Annotated in this window: 16 protein-coding genes and 1 pseudogene; 8 read left to right on the top strand and 9 right to left on the bottom strand. The window is 58.3% G+C overall.

All coding sequences use genetic code 11. The features are described 5' to 3' along the window. Positions 1 to 92 precede the first annotated feature (92 nt). The gene (locus B5526_RS31985; protein ID WP_079543713.1) at positions 93 to 1,532 is read right to left on the bottom strand and encodes an IS1182 family transposase; all 1,440 of its coding nucleotides are present in this window, start codon (positions 1,530 to 1,532) and stop codon (positions 93 to 95) included. Positions 1,533 to 2,182: 650 nt separating this feature from the next. On the opposite strand from B5526_RS31985, the gene B5526_RS31980 reads away from it, so the two are divergent. Further along, positions 2,183 to 2,422: a PilZ domain-containing protein gene (locus tag B5526_RS31980; RefSeq protein WP_079543712.1), complete on the top strand. Its 240-nt coding sequence runs from the start codon at positions 2,183 to 2,185 to the stop codon at positions 2,420 to 2,422. Positions 2,423 to 2,599: 177 nt separating this feature from the next. On the opposite strand, the gene B5526_RS39525 is transcribed toward B5526_RS31980, so the two are convergent. Next, positions 2,600 to 2,731, bottom strand: coding sequence for a hypothetical protein (locus tag B5526_RS39525; RefSeq protein ID WP_283807579.1), 132 nt, complete (start codon positions 2,729 to 2,731; stop codon positions 2,600 to 2,602). Positions 2,732 to 3,259: 528 nt separating this feature from the next. Here B5526_RS39525 and B5526_RS31970 point away from each other — a divergent pair. The 6 genes from B5526_RS31970 (at position 3,260) to B5526_RS31945 (ending at position 6,582) form a co-directional block, all read left to right on the top strand. Next, entirely contained in the window at positions 3,260 to 3,529 is a 270-nt protein-coding gene (locus B5526_RS31970; RefSeq protein ID WP_079543710.1) for a hypothetical protein, read from the top strand. Positions 3,530 to 3,929: 400 nt separating this feature from the next. After that, on the top strand, positions 3,930 to 4,142 hold the full coding sequence (locus B5526_RS31960) for a hypothetical protein (RefSeq protein ID WP_079543708.1): 213 nt from the start codon (positions 3,930 to 3,932) through the stop codon (positions 4,140 to 4,142). A gap of 80 nt (positions 4,143 to 4,222) precedes the next feature. Further along, a complete protein-coding gene (locus tag B5526_RS31955) occupies positions 4,223 to 4,432 on the top strand; it encodes a hypothetical protein (protein ID WP_079543707.1) in 210 nt (69 codons plus the stop codon). Between the two features lie 87 nt (positions 4,433 to 4,519). Next, positions 4,520 to 4,822: a hypothetical protein gene (locus B5526_RS31950; protein WP_154071555.1), complete on the top strand. Its 303-nt coding sequence runs from the start codon at positions 4,520 to 4,522 to the stop codon at positions 4,820 to 4,822. A 197-nt stretch (positions 4,823 to 5,019) separates the two neighbouring features. Then, a complete protein-coding gene (locus tag B5526_RS38120) occupies positions 5,020 to 5,196 on the top strand; it encodes a hypothetical protein (RefSeq protein ID WP_154071554.1) in 177 nt (58 codons plus the stop codon). 453 nt (positions 5,197 to 5,649) lie between these two features. Then, positions 5,650 to 6,582, top strand: a complete 933-nt coding sequence (locus tag B5526_RS31945) for a LysR family transcriptional regulator (protein ID WP_079543705.1) — start codon at positions 5,650 to 5,652, stop codon at positions 6,580 to 6,582. 165 nt (positions 6,583 to 6,747) lie between these two features. Here the strand turns inward: B5526_RS31945 and B5526_RS31940 are convergent. Beyond that, positions 6,748 to 7,011, bottom strand: a pseudogene (locus B5526_RS31940) (Na+/H+ antiporter); the annotation flags it as partial. A 46-nt stretch (positions 7,012 to 7,057) separates the two neighbouring features. On the opposite strand from B5526_RS31940, the gene B5526_RS39235 reads away from it, so the two are divergent. Next, complete coding sequence (locus B5526_RS39235) at positions 7,058 to 8,074, top strand: integrase core domain-containing protein (protein ID WP_079543704.1); 1,017 nt, start codon at positions 7,058 to 7,060, stop codon at positions 8,072 to 8,074. Here the strand turns inward: B5526_RS39235 and B5526_RS31930 are convergent. The 6 genes from B5526_RS31930 to gcl all read right to left on the bottom strand — a co-directional run bounded on the left by B5526_RS31930 (position 8,071) and on the right by gcl (position 15,498). Continuing rightward, a complete protein-coding gene (locus B5526_RS31930) occupies positions 8,071 to 8,847 on the bottom strand; it encodes a Crp/Fnr family transcriptional regulator (protein ID WP_079543703.1) in 777 nt (258 codons plus the stop codon). The genes B5526_RS39235 and B5526_RS31930 overlap by 4 nt on opposite strands. A 368-nt stretch (positions 8,848 to 9,215) precedes the next feature. Continuing rightward, complete coding sequence (pyk, locus tag B5526_RS31925) at positions 9,216 to 10,646, bottom strand: pyruvate kinase (protein WP_079543702.1); 1,431 nt, start codon at positions 10,644 to 10,646, stop codon at positions 9,216 to 9,218. Between the two features lie 2 nt (positions 10,647 to 10,648). Continuing rightward, positions 10,649 to 11,920, bottom strand: coding sequence for a glycerate kinase type-2 family protein (locus tag B5526_RS31920; RefSeq protein WP_079543701.1), 1,272 nt, complete (start codon positions 11,918 to 11,920; stop codon positions 10,649 to 10,651). Positions 11,921 to 11,939: 19 nt separating this feature from the next. Continuing rightward, positions 11,940 to 12,833 carry a 2-hydroxy-3-oxopropionate reductase gene (locus B5526_RS31915; RefSeq protein WP_349642789.1) on the bottom strand — a complete coding sequence of 298 codons (894 nt, stop codon included), beginning with the start codon at positions 12,831 to 12,833 and terminating at the stop codon, positions 11,940 to 11,942. A 19-nt stretch (positions 12,834 to 12,852) separates the two neighbouring features. Then, positions 12,853 to 13,638, bottom strand: coding sequence for a hydroxypyruvate isomerase (hyi, locus tag B5526_RS31910; protein WP_079545690.1), 786 nt, complete (start codon positions 13,636 to 13,638; stop codon positions 12,853 to 12,855). A gap of 60 nt (positions 13,639 to 13,698) precedes the next feature. Further along, on the bottom strand, positions 13,699 to 15,498 hold the full coding sequence (gcl, locus tag B5526_RS31905) for a glyoxylate carboligase (RefSeq protein WP_079543699.1): 1,800 nt from the start codon (positions 15,496 to 15,498) through the stop codon (positions 13,699 to 13,701). Positions 15,499 to 15,571: the final 73 nt, after the last annotated feature.

The raw sequence follows: 15,571 nt of genomic DNA, 5'->3' as shown, positions 1-15,571 counted from the left end.
TTGGCCGTGCAAAAACGCGCCAGCGGTAGCATTGACGCCCTCGGCCGTCCTGGGCGGTTCTGCAACAGCCGACGGACGGATGTGGGCGGCAGCTACGCCCTCATCGCCGCTATTAGCGGTTTGGTGCCCATGATGTTCATGACGCGCGTCATATTGTAGGCCAGTACGTGCAACGCCATCTCGGCGGCAACCCGTGCCAGCGTCTTCATCAGGAAGTGGGTTGCGCCCATCCGGGCCTTGATTGTGCCGAAGGGATGCTCGACCGTCTCGCGCCGCTGGCGCATCTTCTCCGGATGTTCGTCGAGCCGGCGCTGTACTGCGTCAAGAATATGCTCATGCTCCCAACGGGTGATCCGGCGCTCCTTGCCTGTGGTGCAGCTGTTCTTGATGGCGCAGCTCTGGCAAGCATTGGTCGAGTAGCGGTACAGGACCAATCCATTTTCCTTGGTTGTGAAGGAGTAGGTGAGCCTTTCACCGGCAGGACATACGTAAACGTCCTCCGCCACGAGGTAGCGGAAGTCTTGCTTGCCGAAGCGTCCTTCCGCCTTTGAGTGCGACGTCATTGGCTTTGGCAGCGTGACCGTAATGCCTGCTTTCTCGCAGGCCAGGATCTGCTCGCTGCTGAAGTAGCCGCGGTCGGCGACTGCATCGAGGTTCTCCACTTCCAGCGTCGCCTTGGCCTGCTTGGCCACGGCCGAGAGCTGCGATCGATCAGTCCCGACGTTGGTCACCTCATGCGTGATAATCAGATGATTTGCGGTGTCGACGGCGACCTGAACATTGTAGCCGACAACACCGGAGCCGCGCCCGCTCGTCGCCATCGAGCGGGAATCGGGATCCGTCAGCGATATCTGCTGATCCGGAGTGGCGAGCATTTGCACCCTGAGAACCTCGAGACGCTGCATCTGCTCCTTCAGCTTCGCGATCTTCTCTTTCAGGTGGCTCGTCTTGGTTTTAAGTGCCTCGGACGGCTCCTGCCGGTCGGCGGTGTCGAGCTGCTGCAAATAGCGCGCGACACTCTCCTCAATCTGCGCCATGCGCCGGTCCATCTTGGCGCGCGTGAAGTTCTTGTCGCGATTGTTGACCGCCTTGAACTTGCTGCCGTCAATGGCGACACTAGCTTGCGTAAGCAAGCCCATCATGCAGCACAGCGCAACGAAGCGTGCGCACACTTTGCGGATGGCGGTGCCATTGTCCTTCCGGAAATCGGCAATCGTCTTGTGATCTGGAGCCAAACGTCCCGTCAGCCACATCACCTCGACGTTGCGCCCAGCCTCGCGCTCAAGCCGGCGACTCGACTGGATCCGATTGAGATAGCCGTAAATGTAGAGCTTCAGCAGGACCGATGGATGATAAGAGGGGCGGCCGGTCACCTCGGGCTCGACACCGTTGAACCCAAGCTCGGCAAGATCGAGTTCATCCACAAAAACATCGATCACCCGAACCGGATTGTCCTCGCTGATCCAGTCTCCCAGGCATTCAGGAAATAGCGTGCTCTGCCCGCGATCAGTGCCCTCTACGAAGCGTCTCATCCGATCCCCCGCAAATCGCGCAGGAATCATATCGCGAAAATCAAATCCGACGACGCGTTTTTACACAACCTGGGTCATTCGCGATAGTTTGAGGATGTTCGCGCTAGGTCCGCTTTCCCCCTGATAGCGACCAAAGAACGGACATTGCGGGATGTCTTTATTGCGTCGCCAACGGGCCATGAGGCCACACATTTTTGCGCGATCTCTCGCTAGCTAACTGACCTTGTAAAACCATCCTATCCGCTTCGCGCACAGGCGAACACGATTAGCGCCGCGATGACTAGCAGTGCGGCCGCCTTGGCTGTTCTCCGATAGACAAGCCGATTACGCCGCCGCCGGATGTAACGGACGTTCGTGCGGTCGTAATCTTCCGGGGTTTTCCATGGCATGGTATGCGTCTCTCTTAACGGCATTGTTGCAACGCAATACTTTTATGAGCCTGAAACCGGTCGTATCTATTGGGTTGAGAGAAGCGCACAAATGCTTCCATGAAGTGGCTCAATGAGACTTTCCCAACGAGAGTGCTACTAGCGTGGTCTTGTGGAAGGCTCTCGAACATCTAATTGGATAACCGTGATCGTTGCCACGAGCATAAAATGCGAGTGGCCTACTTAGGGAAAGTTTGAACGCTTTGGCATAAGGGGGTTCTGATGGACCACGATCGCGACACCCAACGCCAGAATGCCATAAGGGCCGGGACAATCTCGTTCGACGGCTCCGGGATCGACTGCTTGGTCCGCAATATGTCGGTTGGCGGTGCGAATCTTGAGGTCGAAAGCCAAATCGGCATTCCTAGTTCATTCGATCTTGTGATCAACGTCGAGCACAGCAATCACCACTGTCACGTCGTTTGGCGGAAGGCACGCCGGATCGGCGTTGCATTTGATTAGTCGCTTCGTCAACGCGGCTTCACAAGCCGCCGCTTTTTCGGCGCAAGCGCGTCGTCGATCCGTTGCTCGACGGCTTTAACAGCGTCTTGTCTGCTTTTTGCGTGCAGCGTTTGTATCGACTTAGTCACCGCATTGGATTGCAGCGCAGTGCGAAAACGATCACATTGGCACCAAGCCTCACGGGCAGCTCTGCGGAAGCGCAGTTTCGTCAGCTTTGATCATCGGGGCCAGTACCGCGGCGTCCGGCAGAACCGGCATTTCAGGGCCCGCTTCCTCACGCATCGTCACGGTCGAATAGACCAGCGACATATTCTCAAAGTCCGCGATCGGGAGCTTATTTACGCTGGCCGCGGTGTGGGGCTCCTGCAACGAGGGCATACGATGCAAACCCCGCCGCCCCGGTTTTGTGCCACTCGCCGGGTCAATCCACTTTCGAGGGCAGCTGATTCCGGCTTGAACCGGCGCGCCATAGGCGCATATTCTGAGAATGACGACAATCGTCCAATGCGATTGCGGTGCTGAGTACAAACGCACTGAAACAAAGTTCTTGGTACCGCACACCGGTCACGCACCCTGTAAAGTCTGCGGGGCTACGCTAGAGTCTTGGTTGGGAACCACCCATGTTCCCACATTCGAGCTGGTTAAACGTCCAGACTGGAAAGCCTAAAACCTACGGAGAAAATTGCGAAGATATTAGCCGACATTGGCATGAAGGGTATGCCAAGCGAATAGCGCCGAGCGCCCGTCACCGTCGGGACGTGTCGCGGACGAAGCACTGAAACGAGCGAGCGCGGGCAGTCTTGTCAAGCGTGGGCTGAGGGCGAAGCGGAGTATCAGATGACTTCGAAGAAATGGGACGATCCCCAGCTTGATGCGGCTCAATTCGCGATCGATAGGTTTTTGAACGCGAAACAAAACGTCAGCGAGCAGATGGCGGAGATATACCAGTCCATCCAAGATGGAAGCGCTACAGACGAAGACCGGAAGAGATTGAAAAGTCTCCGCGAGCAATACATCGCGCTTAGCAAAGAAGTGGAGGATGTGATGGGGAGACTGTTGGTCGGAAACCTCACCCGAAATTGGTCTGATGTGGCGAAGCGGAAATGACCGGGACGCCACGAGCGCCTTGGACCCCGGAGCAGGACAAAGAGCTCCGAGCGCTCGTCCTGAGTGCGAACAGCGTCGACACTATTGCCAAGGCTCTAAACCGGACCACTTTTGCGGTACGCCGCCGGGCAAACACACTGAGGCTTCCATTGAGAAAGATTGCGAGGCATCGCAGACTGATTTGATCCGGCGCTCGTCGAGCTCGGACTGAAAGTGAAGAAATGATGTCTCGCCTCACTGCAGCCGAGCGCGAAACGCGCGATGAAATTCGTAACGCGGCGAAAAAGGCCGACGCTCGGGAGGCCATGGCTGATCAGACCGCCGCGCAAACGGCATTCAACGACAATCGCGAGCGGTTGAGGGCCGAGCGGTTGGCGCGAGAGGTGGAGCTTCGACGGAAGTGACCGACGACGATCCCAACGAAGCTTATGAGGTGGTGCCGATAGAACCTGGGCCACTTGGGCCGCCTGAAGGATGGTGGACCGTGAAGTGGAACGCCATTCCGGTGAGACATTTTCCCGGCAAGGAAAAGGCCGAGCGATACGCGACCGATCCGGAATATCGGGCAAGCCTTGTCACCGGGAAGCCGTGGGAGAAGGCGAAGGGGAAATAGCCGGAGCGCGCGATTTGTCTCGCTATCGCAGCCCAACAAGCGCAGCCTTTGCCGTGGGGCACCTCGATAGGAGGTCGGTCGTGAACGGCAATATATTCAGCAGCAAAGGCGTCCATGTCGGCGTGGTCACGGGCGACGCAGTCTTCGGCCTCAAAGGTCAAAAGCTTTACGATCTTAAGGGTTCGAACATTTACAAGTTGAATGGCGACCTAGTTGGTCATTTGTCGGATGCGCGCGGCAAGGAGAAGCGTTTGGACAAAGCGACCGACAAGCTGTTCCCTGAAGGTTAGGCGTGGTCTGCTGATTTGCTGATTCCCCGCTGGGGAGCTTCGTGCGTTTGCGCGGGTGCTGGCCATGGCAGTCTGGAGGAGAGTGCGATGACTAAGACAACGACCTTCGAACACGGCGGCAGGGTTTACGAAATTCGCGCGATACCGACGTTAACCGGCTGGATGGTTCGCATTTTTATCGACGGCATCCCGGCAAATGGCTTCACTTATTCGGTCAACTCCGAAATCTATCAAGACGCTGCTCTCAACCGAGTGCCAGAAGATTTGGTGGCCGGGCTGATGGAAACAGCGGAGCGTGATTTTCGGCGCGGCCTTTTGCAGGAACTGATCACCGCTGAAAAGGCTACTGAGGACGATATCGCGGCGGAAATCGATAAATTTAAACCGTGAGATCACCCCCTGGCGCTCTTGCGAGATCCAGAAGCGGCCAGCTGACGCCGCGAATACCACCGGACGTGCAATAGCCAAGCCCTCACGAGCGGCTTTCGCAGGTGCAGTATTGCCGTCGACCCAGGTTGCGGTCGGTCGGTTTGATTGTTGTCAGACGACCGGCTTGAACCGGCGCGCCGTAGGCGCATATTCGCGAGATGTCCGAATACCGACCCGCTTTCGTGGCGCGAAAAGGTAATCCCGGATTTGGCTGGGTGGTCGATGTTCTTTGGCCCGATGGTGAGACGGAAGTAGTCAAGGGTTTCGCCACCGAACAACAGGCCGCCGAGTGGATCGGCAAACATTCCGAGGGCTGGCAGGGGAAAACTAAATGAGTTCTAAGAAATGGAATGATCCCCAACTCGACGCTGCTCAGTTTGCCATCGGTATCGCATACGGGTAACGCGGTCTGCACGGTCTGCGGGGCTGCGCTAGAGTCTTCCAGGCCGCTAAGATCGGCTGGAAGCGCCGCAGCAGCTTGTGCTTCAGTCCGCAAAATTCGTGGACTCGGCATGATCGAAACAGTAATCCGACGCTTTACGGGTTTAGTCGACGAAGTTATGCGATGTACAGCGACCGATCTCGACCCCGCAGCCGTTGAATCAGCGGACATGGATTCGCGAGGAATGGTTGTAGAGTTGGCCACGCTAGATTCTCCTGAATTCGCTAGTGGCGATGAATAGCCGCAGAACCGAAATCCAGTGCCGCGGCATTGCTGGGAAGCTAGTCGCGCCAATTGAACGGAAAAAGGCGCTTGTCGACGGTTCAGTTTTCGTGAATCGTGAAGAATGGATACGATCGCCTCGATGCGCGCCTTCGTTGCCGTCGCGAAAGCGGGAAGCTTCAGCGCTGCTGCGCAGAAGCTCGATCTCGTGCCCTCGGTCATCACCAAGCGCGTCACGCAGCTCGAGCGGATCGTGGGCACGACGCTGTTTCACCGCTCTACCCGCAAGGTTGTCTTGAGCGCCGACGGAGAGCACCATCTGGAGCGGATCATCGCCGCAATCGCCGCGCACGATCAGGCCTTGAGCGAATTGCGCAAGGGAGTACGGCGATTGACCGGCCCGATCAGGATAAAGGTCCCTACAACGCTCGGATTTCTCCGCCTCAACGCACTCGTTCGAGAATTCGCCGAGCTTCACCCTGACATCGATATGGAAGTCTTGCTGCTCGACGGGCCGATGAATCCCGCCGCAGAAGGGATCGACATCGCCGTCATGGCGTTTCCGGCGAGTTTTGACAATGTGGCCGACGAATTTCTATGGCCGCAGCGTCGAAGTCTTTTCGCGAGTAGACAATATTTGTCATCGTATCCCCGGCTCGACCACCCGCGCCAGCTCGAGGAGCACCGCTGCTTGGTCTACCAACCCACGGGCCCGAGTTGGCCATTCCTGAGCGGCAACGGCGTGATGACGGTCACCGTTCATCCTCGAATGTCCGCCAATGACATGAGCGTGCTGCTTGAGGCCGCCAAGACGGATCTCGGCATCGCGCTTTTGAGCAACTACGTAGCGCTCCCGGAGATCCGCAGAGGTTCTGTAGTGGTGCCGCTGCCGGATTTTCCTGTGCCAGATCTCTGGATCAAGACGATGGTGCCTATCGACCGATTGCGAATGCCGCGGGTCAATGCGCTGCTGCATTTCATTCGCACCAAAGGAGGAACCCCTGATGCTTTGGATGCGCGATCCGTTCGGTCGTCCGCAAAGTCACGACAAAAGTGAATCCCGGAGGACGACCGACCTACCGCAACGCGTTCGGCAATTGGCGAGCGAAGTTCAAGGCCAAGCCACAACCGCCGGCGCGCAAGGTGCACTATCGGCGCGGCAGCATAAGCATGCCCTTAGTCATGGTCTAAGTCATGGACTTAGACCATGACTTGCCGGGGGTCGGAGCGAGGTCCAGACCCATAGGAATCGCAATGCCGCAAGGGCGCAATTGATAGCGACGACATAAATCAACAGCCAGACCGGCTCATGGTGCCCGGTCTCGCGAACCACCTGCGCCGCGCCGGTGACGATCTGCGGAAGTTGTTCGCCGAGCAGCACGAAAATGATGCCGTTTGCGGCAAATTGAACCGTGTCCCAGACCGCGCTGCGACGAACCCGGGTGACGGCGAGTGCCTGGCCGGTTTGTTCGACGTAACCCATTGTGTGTACCGAAAACCGATGACGTGACGGAATCACCTAAGCTAGGGGAATGATCGGGCTACTGTGTTTCGTCCTGGGGATTTTGGCCTCGCCATTCAAGTCGAAGATCCGGCTTGCGGCTGAGAATGCGGCGCTCCGACATCAGTTGATTGTTTTGCGGCGCAAGTTGCGTGGCCGCGTCCAACTCGCAAACAGTGATCGCTGGTTCCTCGTCCAGCTATATCGCTGGCTTCCATCAATCCTAAAGGTCCTCACGATTATCCGTCCCGAGACCCTTGTGCGTTGGCATCGGGCTGGTTTTCGCAGCTACTGGCGCTGGAAGTCACGATCATTGGGAGGGCGGCCGCAGATCGAGGCGGATCTGCGCGCGCTGATCCGGCGGATGAGCATCGAAAATCCGCTTTGGGGCGCGCCACGCATTCACGGAGAACTCCTCAAGCTCGGGTTTGAGGTGGCCCAATCCAGCGTCGCCAAGTACATGGTCAAGCGCCGTGGATCGCCAAGCCAGGAATGGCGAACGTTCCTGTGTAACCACGCGCCGGACATTGCCGCGATGGATTTGTTCGTTGTTCCGACCATTGGCTTTAGCCTGCTCTACGCCTTCGTGATCGTCCGCCTCGACCGCAGAGACCTCGCCTGGATTAATGTCACTACAAACCCGACATCGGATTGGATTGCGCGTCAAATGACCGAGGCGTTTCCTTGGGATGATGCCCCAAAATACCTCATCCGCGATCGGGATCGCATCTATGGTGCCGTCGTCACACGCCGATTGCGCGCCATGGGCATCCGGGACAAACCTACCGCACCAGCCTCGCCGTGGCAGAATGGCTTTGCCGAACGGCTGATCGGGTCGATCCGCCGCGAGTGCCTGGATCATATCATCGTTTTTGGTGAGGCGCATCTGCGCCGGACCTTGCGATCCTATGCTTGTTACTACAACGACATCAGAACACATCGGTCACTGAATAAAGATGCGCCGGTCTCTCGCCCGGTTCAGCGCACTGGAATCATCAGTTCGCACGCGATACTCGGCGGGCTTCATCATCACTACGCCCGGGTCTAGGTTTTCGGTACACACAGCCGGTAGTTTTGCGCATTGGCGCAGTCTGAGTGCGAGGATTCATTTGTTTCTGGCGGAAATATCTGATCGAATCTGCGGCGCATAACCTCGTAGCATTCGCATGTCGCTTCTTCGAGCCGCGGTCTGTCAATCTCGACCAGGCCCCGCCGATCAGATCGGATAGCGCGCGACATCCGGAGCTTGCGCACAACATGCGTCACAGTCGTTCGTCGTACTCCAAGCAACTGCGAAAGCGCCTCTTGCGTCAGCGGTAAGACGTCACCATCAATTCGATCGTGGATGTGGAGCAACCACCGGGCCATGCGGGCTTCGACGGAGTGCAGTGCATTGCATGCGGCCACATGCTGGAACTGCATTAGCAGCGCCCTCGCGTGGGTCTGGACCGCATGTCTGATGGCGCCACTCTGGCTAAAGGCTGCATGAAATCGCGATGCGGAAATCCGCGAGGCGATCCCGGCCACGCGTACGACCGCCGTAACGGGAGAGCGGGAGGGTTCCAGCACTGATAGCATGCCGACGGCTCCCTCATGCCCGATGGCCGCGGTCGCTACTGTTTGTCCATTCGGCATGTCGAGCATGAACGAGATCGTCCCGCTGTGGGGAAAATAGACCTGTTCAATTCGATCTCCCGATCGCAGCAGCACTGCGTCTTGTTCAAGCGATACGTTCGGGAGGTAAGGAGCGAGCAAACCGAAATCTTCTCGCGGCAGTGCAGCTAACAATCGATTACCAACCCTGGGAGGGTGTTCCATCATGGAGAAACTCCTTCCCTCGACGGCGCGCGGCTCTCTGCAAAATATTCCCTGGCGCCAGGCTGCGTGTGGAAACCTTGAATAACAGACCGCGCCGCGGTGGAACCAAAGCGCACCCAGCACCGTTCAAGCCCGCAACGTGCAGGCTCGTGGCATCTTGCGTGACCACGGACCCGATCGAGAGGAGTGAGCGATGAAGTTGACCTCTGCATAAGTCAAACGAACCATGAGTCAAAAAAGCCAAGCGATCCCCGATCGTAAACTGCCTGTTAAGACGATCGTCCACCTTGCCTTGGGCTCAGCGCTTACGAGTCCTTCACGAGTCCTTGCTAACAAAACCCGTTTTAGATACCCAACCTTCAATTTGGCCATCAGAGCGAGGCCTCCGGAAGGCCCGCAATACGCAGCAAATTGGTGGTCCCCGATGCGCCGAACGGGATGCCGGCGACGATCACTATGTTATCGCCGGGCTTTCCGAAATCTCCCGCGAGGGCAGCATCGCAGGCGAGCTTCGTCATCGACACCTCGTCGGTGATTTCGTTTTCGACCACGACAGAATGAATTCCCCACACCGGAGTCAGCTGGCGCGCAGTCGCGATCAGTGGCGTTAGACTGAGGATCGGGGCGGCGGGTCGCTCGCGAGCTGCCCGCATGCTGGTGAAGCCTGATCTCGTGTAAGCAATGGTCGCTGTCGCCAAGACCGACCGCGCAACTAACCGTAACGCGGAACAGATCGCATCGGCATGCGAAGCGCCGGACTCCCCGTGCCTCTCATTGGCAGGTGTTTGGAAGTCGATGTCGCCCTCGACGCCACAAATGATCGAATCCATCATGCTGACCGCTTCGCGCGGGAAACATCCACTGGCGGATTCGGCGGACAGCATCACTGCATCGCTGCCTTCATAGACTGCCGTCGCAACGTCGGAGGCTTCGGCTCGGGTTGCCACTGGCGATGTCGTCATCGATTCAAGCATTTGCGTTGCCACGACCACGGGTTTCCCTTCGCGACGGCATGCCCGCACGATCCGACGTTGGATAGTAGGAACCTGTGCCGGCGGCAGTTCAACACCGAGGTCACCGCGCGCAACCATGATGCCATCTGCTAGTGCTACGATCGCATCGAGATTGTCGATGGCCGCAGGCTTCTCCAGCTTCGCCATGATCAAGGCGCGCGAACCGATCAAGACCCGTGCCTCGGTGATGTCTTCCGCCTTTTGTACAAACGAAAGCGCGACCCAGTCGGTCCCAAGTTGAAGCCCGAAAATGAGATCGCGACGGTCCTTTTCGGTGAAGGGCGACAGCGGCAGAATGACACCGGGAACATTGACGCCCTTGCGCTCCGACAACGTGCCGCCGACTATCGCGCGCGTCTCGGCGTAGCCGGAGCCGCATTCGAGGACCTCAAGTCGAAGCTTGCCGTCGTCGAGCAATAGATCGGTGCCAGGTATCAAGGCCGCGAAAATCTCCGGATGCGGCAACAACACGCGCTTCCGGTCTCCAGGTACGGTCTCCAGATCCAGCCTGAACCGGTCTCCGGAGCGCAGTTCAATGGGGCCGTCAGAAAAAGTACCTATCCGCAGTTTGGGACCTTGCAGATCCATCATGATTCCGATGGGACGGCCAACATCCCGTTCGACATCCCTGATCATCTGAAAGCGCTTCTTGTGATCGTCGTGGGTTCCATGGCTGAAATTTAGCCGGAACATATCGACGCCGGCATCGAACAGGGATCTGATCATCGCCGGCGACGAACTGGAAGGTCCAAGCGTCGCGATGATTTTCGCGTTCCGTGAGCGGCGCAAAGTCAATTCCTTTTTGTAACCAACATGGCTCTGAAATCGTTGACGTTGGTGAACGTCGGGCCAGTCACGACGAGATCGTTCAATACTGCGAATACGCTGTAGGCGTCGTTGTCTGCGAGCCGCGCCTTGACGTCGATGCCGGCGCACTTCGCTTGGCGCAGCGTGTCCGGCGTAAGGATCGCTCCTGCGTTATTTTCGCTTCCATCAATGCCATCCGTATCTGCGGCGAGCGCCCAGATGCCGTTCCTGGCGTCGGCAGCGATCCCAAGACTTAGGATAAACTCCGCATTACGGCCTCCCCTGCCGTTGCCCCGCACGGTTACGGTGGTCTCACCGCCGGAGATGAGCACACAAGGGATTTCGAGGGGCTGTCCCCAATCTCCGCATTGCCGCGCAATGCCGGCATGGACGATGCCGACGTCGCGAGCTTCGCCCTCGATCGCATTGCCAAGGATCACGGAAGGTAATCCGGCGTCTCGCGCGACTTTGGCTGCTGCCTCCAGGGATTTCTGAGGTCTTGCCACGAGGCTGTTTGTGACATTTGCAAAGCGCGGATCGCCCGGCTTCGGCGTCTCCGAGGCTTCATCACTCAAGTGCCTGGCAACCGCGGCCGAAATCTCAATGCCATATTTTTTGAGTACGGCCAGCGCGTCGGCACGCGTGGTTACGTCCGGCACAGTGGGACCGGACGCAATATTGGAGAGATCGTCGCCTGGTACATCGGAGATCGCGAGCGTAACCACTTGTGCCGGCGGAGCGGCGACCGCAAGACGACCGCCTTTGATCGCGGACAGGTGTTTTCGCACCGTGTTCATTTCTGCGATATGCGCGCCGCATTTCAACAAAGCGCGGCTGATGGTTTGTTTGTCGGCGAGCGCTATGCCATCTGCAGGCGAGGCGAGCAGCGCGGAGCCGCCGCCCGAAATCAGGACCAGAACGAGATCGTCCGCCGTCAGCCCTGAGACCTTGTCGAGAATCCTGCGAGCCGCCTTCGATCCCGCCTCATCAGGAACGGGGTGCGACGCCTCGACCACCTCGATGTGCTTGCACAGTATGCCGTGTCCATAGCGCGTCACCACCAGCCCCTCGAGCGGTCCGTTCCAATGAGCTTCCACGGCGGCCGCCATCGAGGCCGCCGCCTTGCCGGCGCCGACGACGATTGTCCGGCCCCTCGGCCGCGGCGGCAGATGCGCCGGCACGCACAGGGCGGGCGCCGCCGCGTTTACCGCCGCCTGAAACATGTCGAGCAACAGACCGCGATAATCGATACTCATGATTTGCTTCCCGTCGGCCTCAGGTCGTTCCGATTTCGTGGCTTGCCATCATTTCCAGCGTCCTTACCATCGCGGAATGATCCCAGGTCTTGCCGCCGTGCGCTGCGCAGGAGCTAAAGAGCTGCTGTGCGGTTGCTGTATTCGGTAAAGATAGCCCCAGCGCCCGTGCACCTTCCAACGCCAGGTTGAGATCCTTCTGATGTAACTCGATACGGAAACCAGGTTCAAAATTGCGCTTCACCATCCGTTCGCCGTGCACCTCGAGAATTCGCGAAGAAGCGAAGCCTCCCATCAGGGCCTGCCGCACGAGGGCCGGATCAGCCCCGGCCTTCGATGCAAACAACAGAGCTTCTCCCACCGCCTCAATCGTTAGCGCGACGATAATCTGGTTGGCGACCTTGGTGGTCTGGCCGTCGCCATTGCCACCGACGAGCGTTACGTTCTTGCCCATCTTCTCGAATAGCGGCTTCATGGTATTAAATGCCTTCTCCGGGCCACCGACCATGATCGTCAGAGACGCTGCCTTCGCACCGATCTCACCCCCAGAAACGGGAGCATCGAGATAATCGGCGCCGCGCGCGTTGATCTTCTTCGCAAACTCTTTCGTGGCGAGCGGCGAGATCGAGCTCATGTCGACGACGATCTTGCCCTTTGAGAGTCCTTCGGCAACGCCGCTCGAGCCGAACAAAACCGCTTCCACATGCGGCGTATCCGGCACCATGACGATGACGACGTCGGATTCTTCCGCTACCTCCTTGCCCGATTTACAGACGACGCAGCCTGCCGCGACGAGCTCTGGCGCAATGGGTGCGACGTCGTGAAGGAACAGCCGATGCCTCGCAGCCTGAAGGTACCCCGCCATCGGACGCCCCATAGTTCCGAGCCCGATGAAGCCAACATCAATCATTTTGATCTTCCTTATCCGCGCTCGATTATGTTTCCATTGTTTGCATCGCGTGCCATCCGAGGCCTTCAACGGTGGAAGTCCTCGGCTTGTATTCGCAACCGATCCAGCCGCGATAGCCGATCCGGTCGAGATATCGAAACAGGAAGGGATAGTTGATCTCGCCGGTGCCGGGTTCGTTGCGGCCGGGATTGTCGGCAAGCTGGACGTGTGCGATACGCGCGAGATACTTTTGCAACGTTCGTGCTATGTCGCCCTCCATCACCTGCATGTGGTAAATGTCGTACTGAATGAAGAGATTATCCGATCGGACATCGGCGACGAGTTGCACGGCCTGCTGGGTTCTGTGCAGGAAAAAGCCGGGAACGTCGATGGTGTTGATCGGCTCGATCAGCAGGCGAATCTTTTCCCGCGCCAGCGCATCCGCGGCAAAGCGCAGATTCGTCACAAGCACCTCATTCAACTCAAACTCGTCCGCATCGGCCGGCGCGACTCCGACGAGACAATTTACTTGGCGGCAATCGAGCGCCCTTGCGTAATCGATGGCGCGTAGCACGCCCTCGCGAAATTCGTCGACCCGATCGCGGAAAATGGCGATGCCCCGCTCGCCGGCGCTCCAATCGCCCGCCGGGAGATTGTGCAGGACTTGCGTAAGTCCATGCTGCTGCAATTGCTCGCGCAGTACAGCTTTTTCGAAATCGTACGGGAACAAATATTCCACGCCGCTGAAGCCGGCGGCCTTGGCCGCGGCGAACCGCTCGAGGAACGGCAGTTCGTTGAAGAGCATGGTCAAATTGGCAGCAAATTTCGGCACGATCGGATGTCCTCGCGTTGTCCGGATAACGGTGTTCATCAATTCGGATTGATCCGCCCCTTAGGCCGGTAGGAGTTTGCCTCGCGACAGCGCATCCGGGCTTATCGGCGTGTCGTCGAGCGGCAAATCGAGGATTTCCTCGAATTCGACGATGTTGTCGATTTCGGTACCCATCGCGATGTTGGTGACTCGTTCCAGAATGAACTCGACCACCACCGGCACGCTATATTGCGCCATCAACTCGCGCGCCGTCGCGAAAGCCGTCTGGGCATCCTTCGGATCGGTGACGCGGATCGCCTTGCAGCCGAGGCCTTCGGCGACTGCAACGTGATCGACGCCGTAGACTCCGAGTTCGGGCGCGTTGATGTTCTCGAACGACAGCTGCACATGGTAATCCATGTCGAACCCGCGCTGCGCCTGGCGGATCAATCCGAGGTAGGAGTTGTTCACGACGACATGGATATAGGGCAGCTTGAATTGAGCTCCGACCGCAAGCTCTTCGATCAGGAACTGAAAATCGTAGTCTCCCGAGAGCGCGACGATCTCGCGGTCAGGATCGGCCGCGCGCACGCCAAGCGCCGCGGGAAGCGTCCAGCCCAGAGGGCCGGCCTGTCCGGCATTGATCCAGTTGCGCGGACGGTAAACGCCGAGGAATTGCGCGCCCGCGATCTGCGACAACCCGATCACGCTGACATAACAAGTGTCGCGCCCGAACGCCTTGCTCATCTCTTCATAAACGCGCTGCGGCTTGATCGGCACGTTGTCGAAGTGACTCTTGCGCAGCATCGAGCGCTTGCGATCCTGACACGCCGCGGGCCAGGCCTGACGCTCCTTCAGCTTGCCGGATTTCCACCATTCCTTCGCAACCGTGACGAACAATTTGAGCGCGGCCTTGGCATCGGACGCGATGCCGAGATCGGGATTGAAGACGCGTCCGATCTGGGTCGGCTCGATATCGACATGCACAAAGGTGCGGCCTTTGGTATAGGTCTCGATCGACCCGGTGTGCCTGTTGGCCCAGCGGTTGCCGATACCAAGTACGAAGTCGGATTCCAGCATGGTCGCATTGCCGTATCGATGGCTGGTCTGCAATCCGACCATCCCCGCCATGAGAACGTGGTCATCGGGAATGGCTCCCCAGCCCATCAGCGTCGGCACTACCGGCACATTGACGATCTCGGCAAACGCCACGAGAAGCTCGGATGCATCCGCATTGATGACACCGCCGCCCGCCACGATCAGCGGACGCTCTGCGGCGTTGAGCATATCGAGCGCCTTCTCGATCTGTTTGCGCGTTGCGGCAGGCTTGTAGACCGGCAATGGCTCATAGGTTTCATCGTCGAACTCGATTTCCGCAAGTTGCACGTCGAGCGGCAGATCGATAAGCACCGGGCCGGGACGCCCCGAACGCATAATGTGAAACGCCTGGCTGAATACGCGAGGCACGAGCGCTGGTTCGCGCACGGTAACCGCCCACTTCGTCACCGGCTTAGCGATCGACTCAATATCGACGGCCTGAAAATCCTCCTTGTACAGGCGTGATCGAGGCGCCTGGCCGGTGACGCAGAGGATCGGAATCGAATCTGCTATCGCCGAATAGAGACCCGTGATCATGTCAGTGCCGGCCGGGCCGGACGTGCCGATGCAGACGCCGATGTTGCCTGCTTTGGCCCGGGTATAGCCTTCAGCCATATGCGACGCGCCCTCAACGTGACGCGCCAAAATGTGATTGATCGAACCGCGCTTCTTCAGAGCAGAATACAGCGGATTGATCGCGGCGCCCGGAACACCGAACGCGCAAACAACGCCTTCTTTTTCCAGAATACGCACGGCAGCATCGATTGCTCGCATCTTCGCCATTTCACACCCCACTCATTTATTTTGGTTCGGGTGTGATCATCACGGGAAGGATGAGCTATCTCAATGAGATTGA

This window comes from Bradyrhizobium lablabi (genome assembly GCF_900141755.1).
Classification (GTDB): domain Bacteria; phylum Pseudomonadota; class Alphaproteobacteria; order Rhizobiales; family Xanthobacteraceae; genus Bradyrhizobium; species Bradyrhizobium lablabi_A.
The sequence above is the reverse complement of the archived record's forward strand: the minus strand, read 5'-3'. Positions and strand labels throughout refer to the sequence as shown.

Coding starts and splice junctions, on each gene's coding strand:
- B5526_RS31950 (WP_154071555.1), top strand. CDS start 4,520: ATGACTAAGACAACGACCTTCGAACACGGCGGCAGGGTTTACGAAATT.
- gcl (WP_079543699.1), bottom strand. CDS start 15,498: ATGGCGAAGATGCGAGCAATCGATGCTGCCGTGCGTATTCTGGAAAAA.
- B5526_RS39525 (WP_283807579.1), bottom strand. CDS start 2,731: ATGTCGCTGGTCTATTCGACCGTGACGATGCGTGAGGAAGCGGGCCCT.
- B5526_RS31945 (WP_079543705.1), top strand. CDS start 5,650: ATGGATACGATCGCCTCGATGCGCGCCTTCGTTGCCGTCGCGAAAGCG.
- B5526_RS38120 (WP_154071554.1), top strand. CDS start 5,020: ATGTCCGAATACCGACCCGCTTTCGTGGCGCGAAAAGGTAATCCCGGA.
- B5526_RS31985 (WP_079543713.1), bottom strand. CDS start 1,532: ATGAGACGCTTCGTAGAGGGCACTGATCGCGGGCAGAGCACGCTATTT.
- B5526_RS31970 (WP_079543710.1), top strand. CDS start 3,260: ATGACTTCGAAGAAATGGGACGATCCCCAGCTTGATGCGGCTCAATTC.
- B5526_RS31920 (WP_079543701.1), bottom strand. CDS start 11,920: ATGAGTATCGATTATCGCGGTCTGTTGCTCGACATGTTTCAGGCGGCG.
- B5526_RS39235 (WP_079543704.1), top strand. CDS start 7,058: ATGATCGGGCTACTGTGTTTCGTCCTGGGGATTTTGGCCTCGCCATTC.
- B5526_RS31980 (WP_079543712.1), top strand. CDS start 2,183: ATGGACCACGATCGCGACACCCAACGCCAGAATGCCATAAGGGCCGGG.
- B5526_RS31930 (WP_079543703.1), bottom strand. CDS start 8,847: ATGATGGAACACCCTCCCAGGGTTGGTAATCGATTGTTAGCTGCACTG.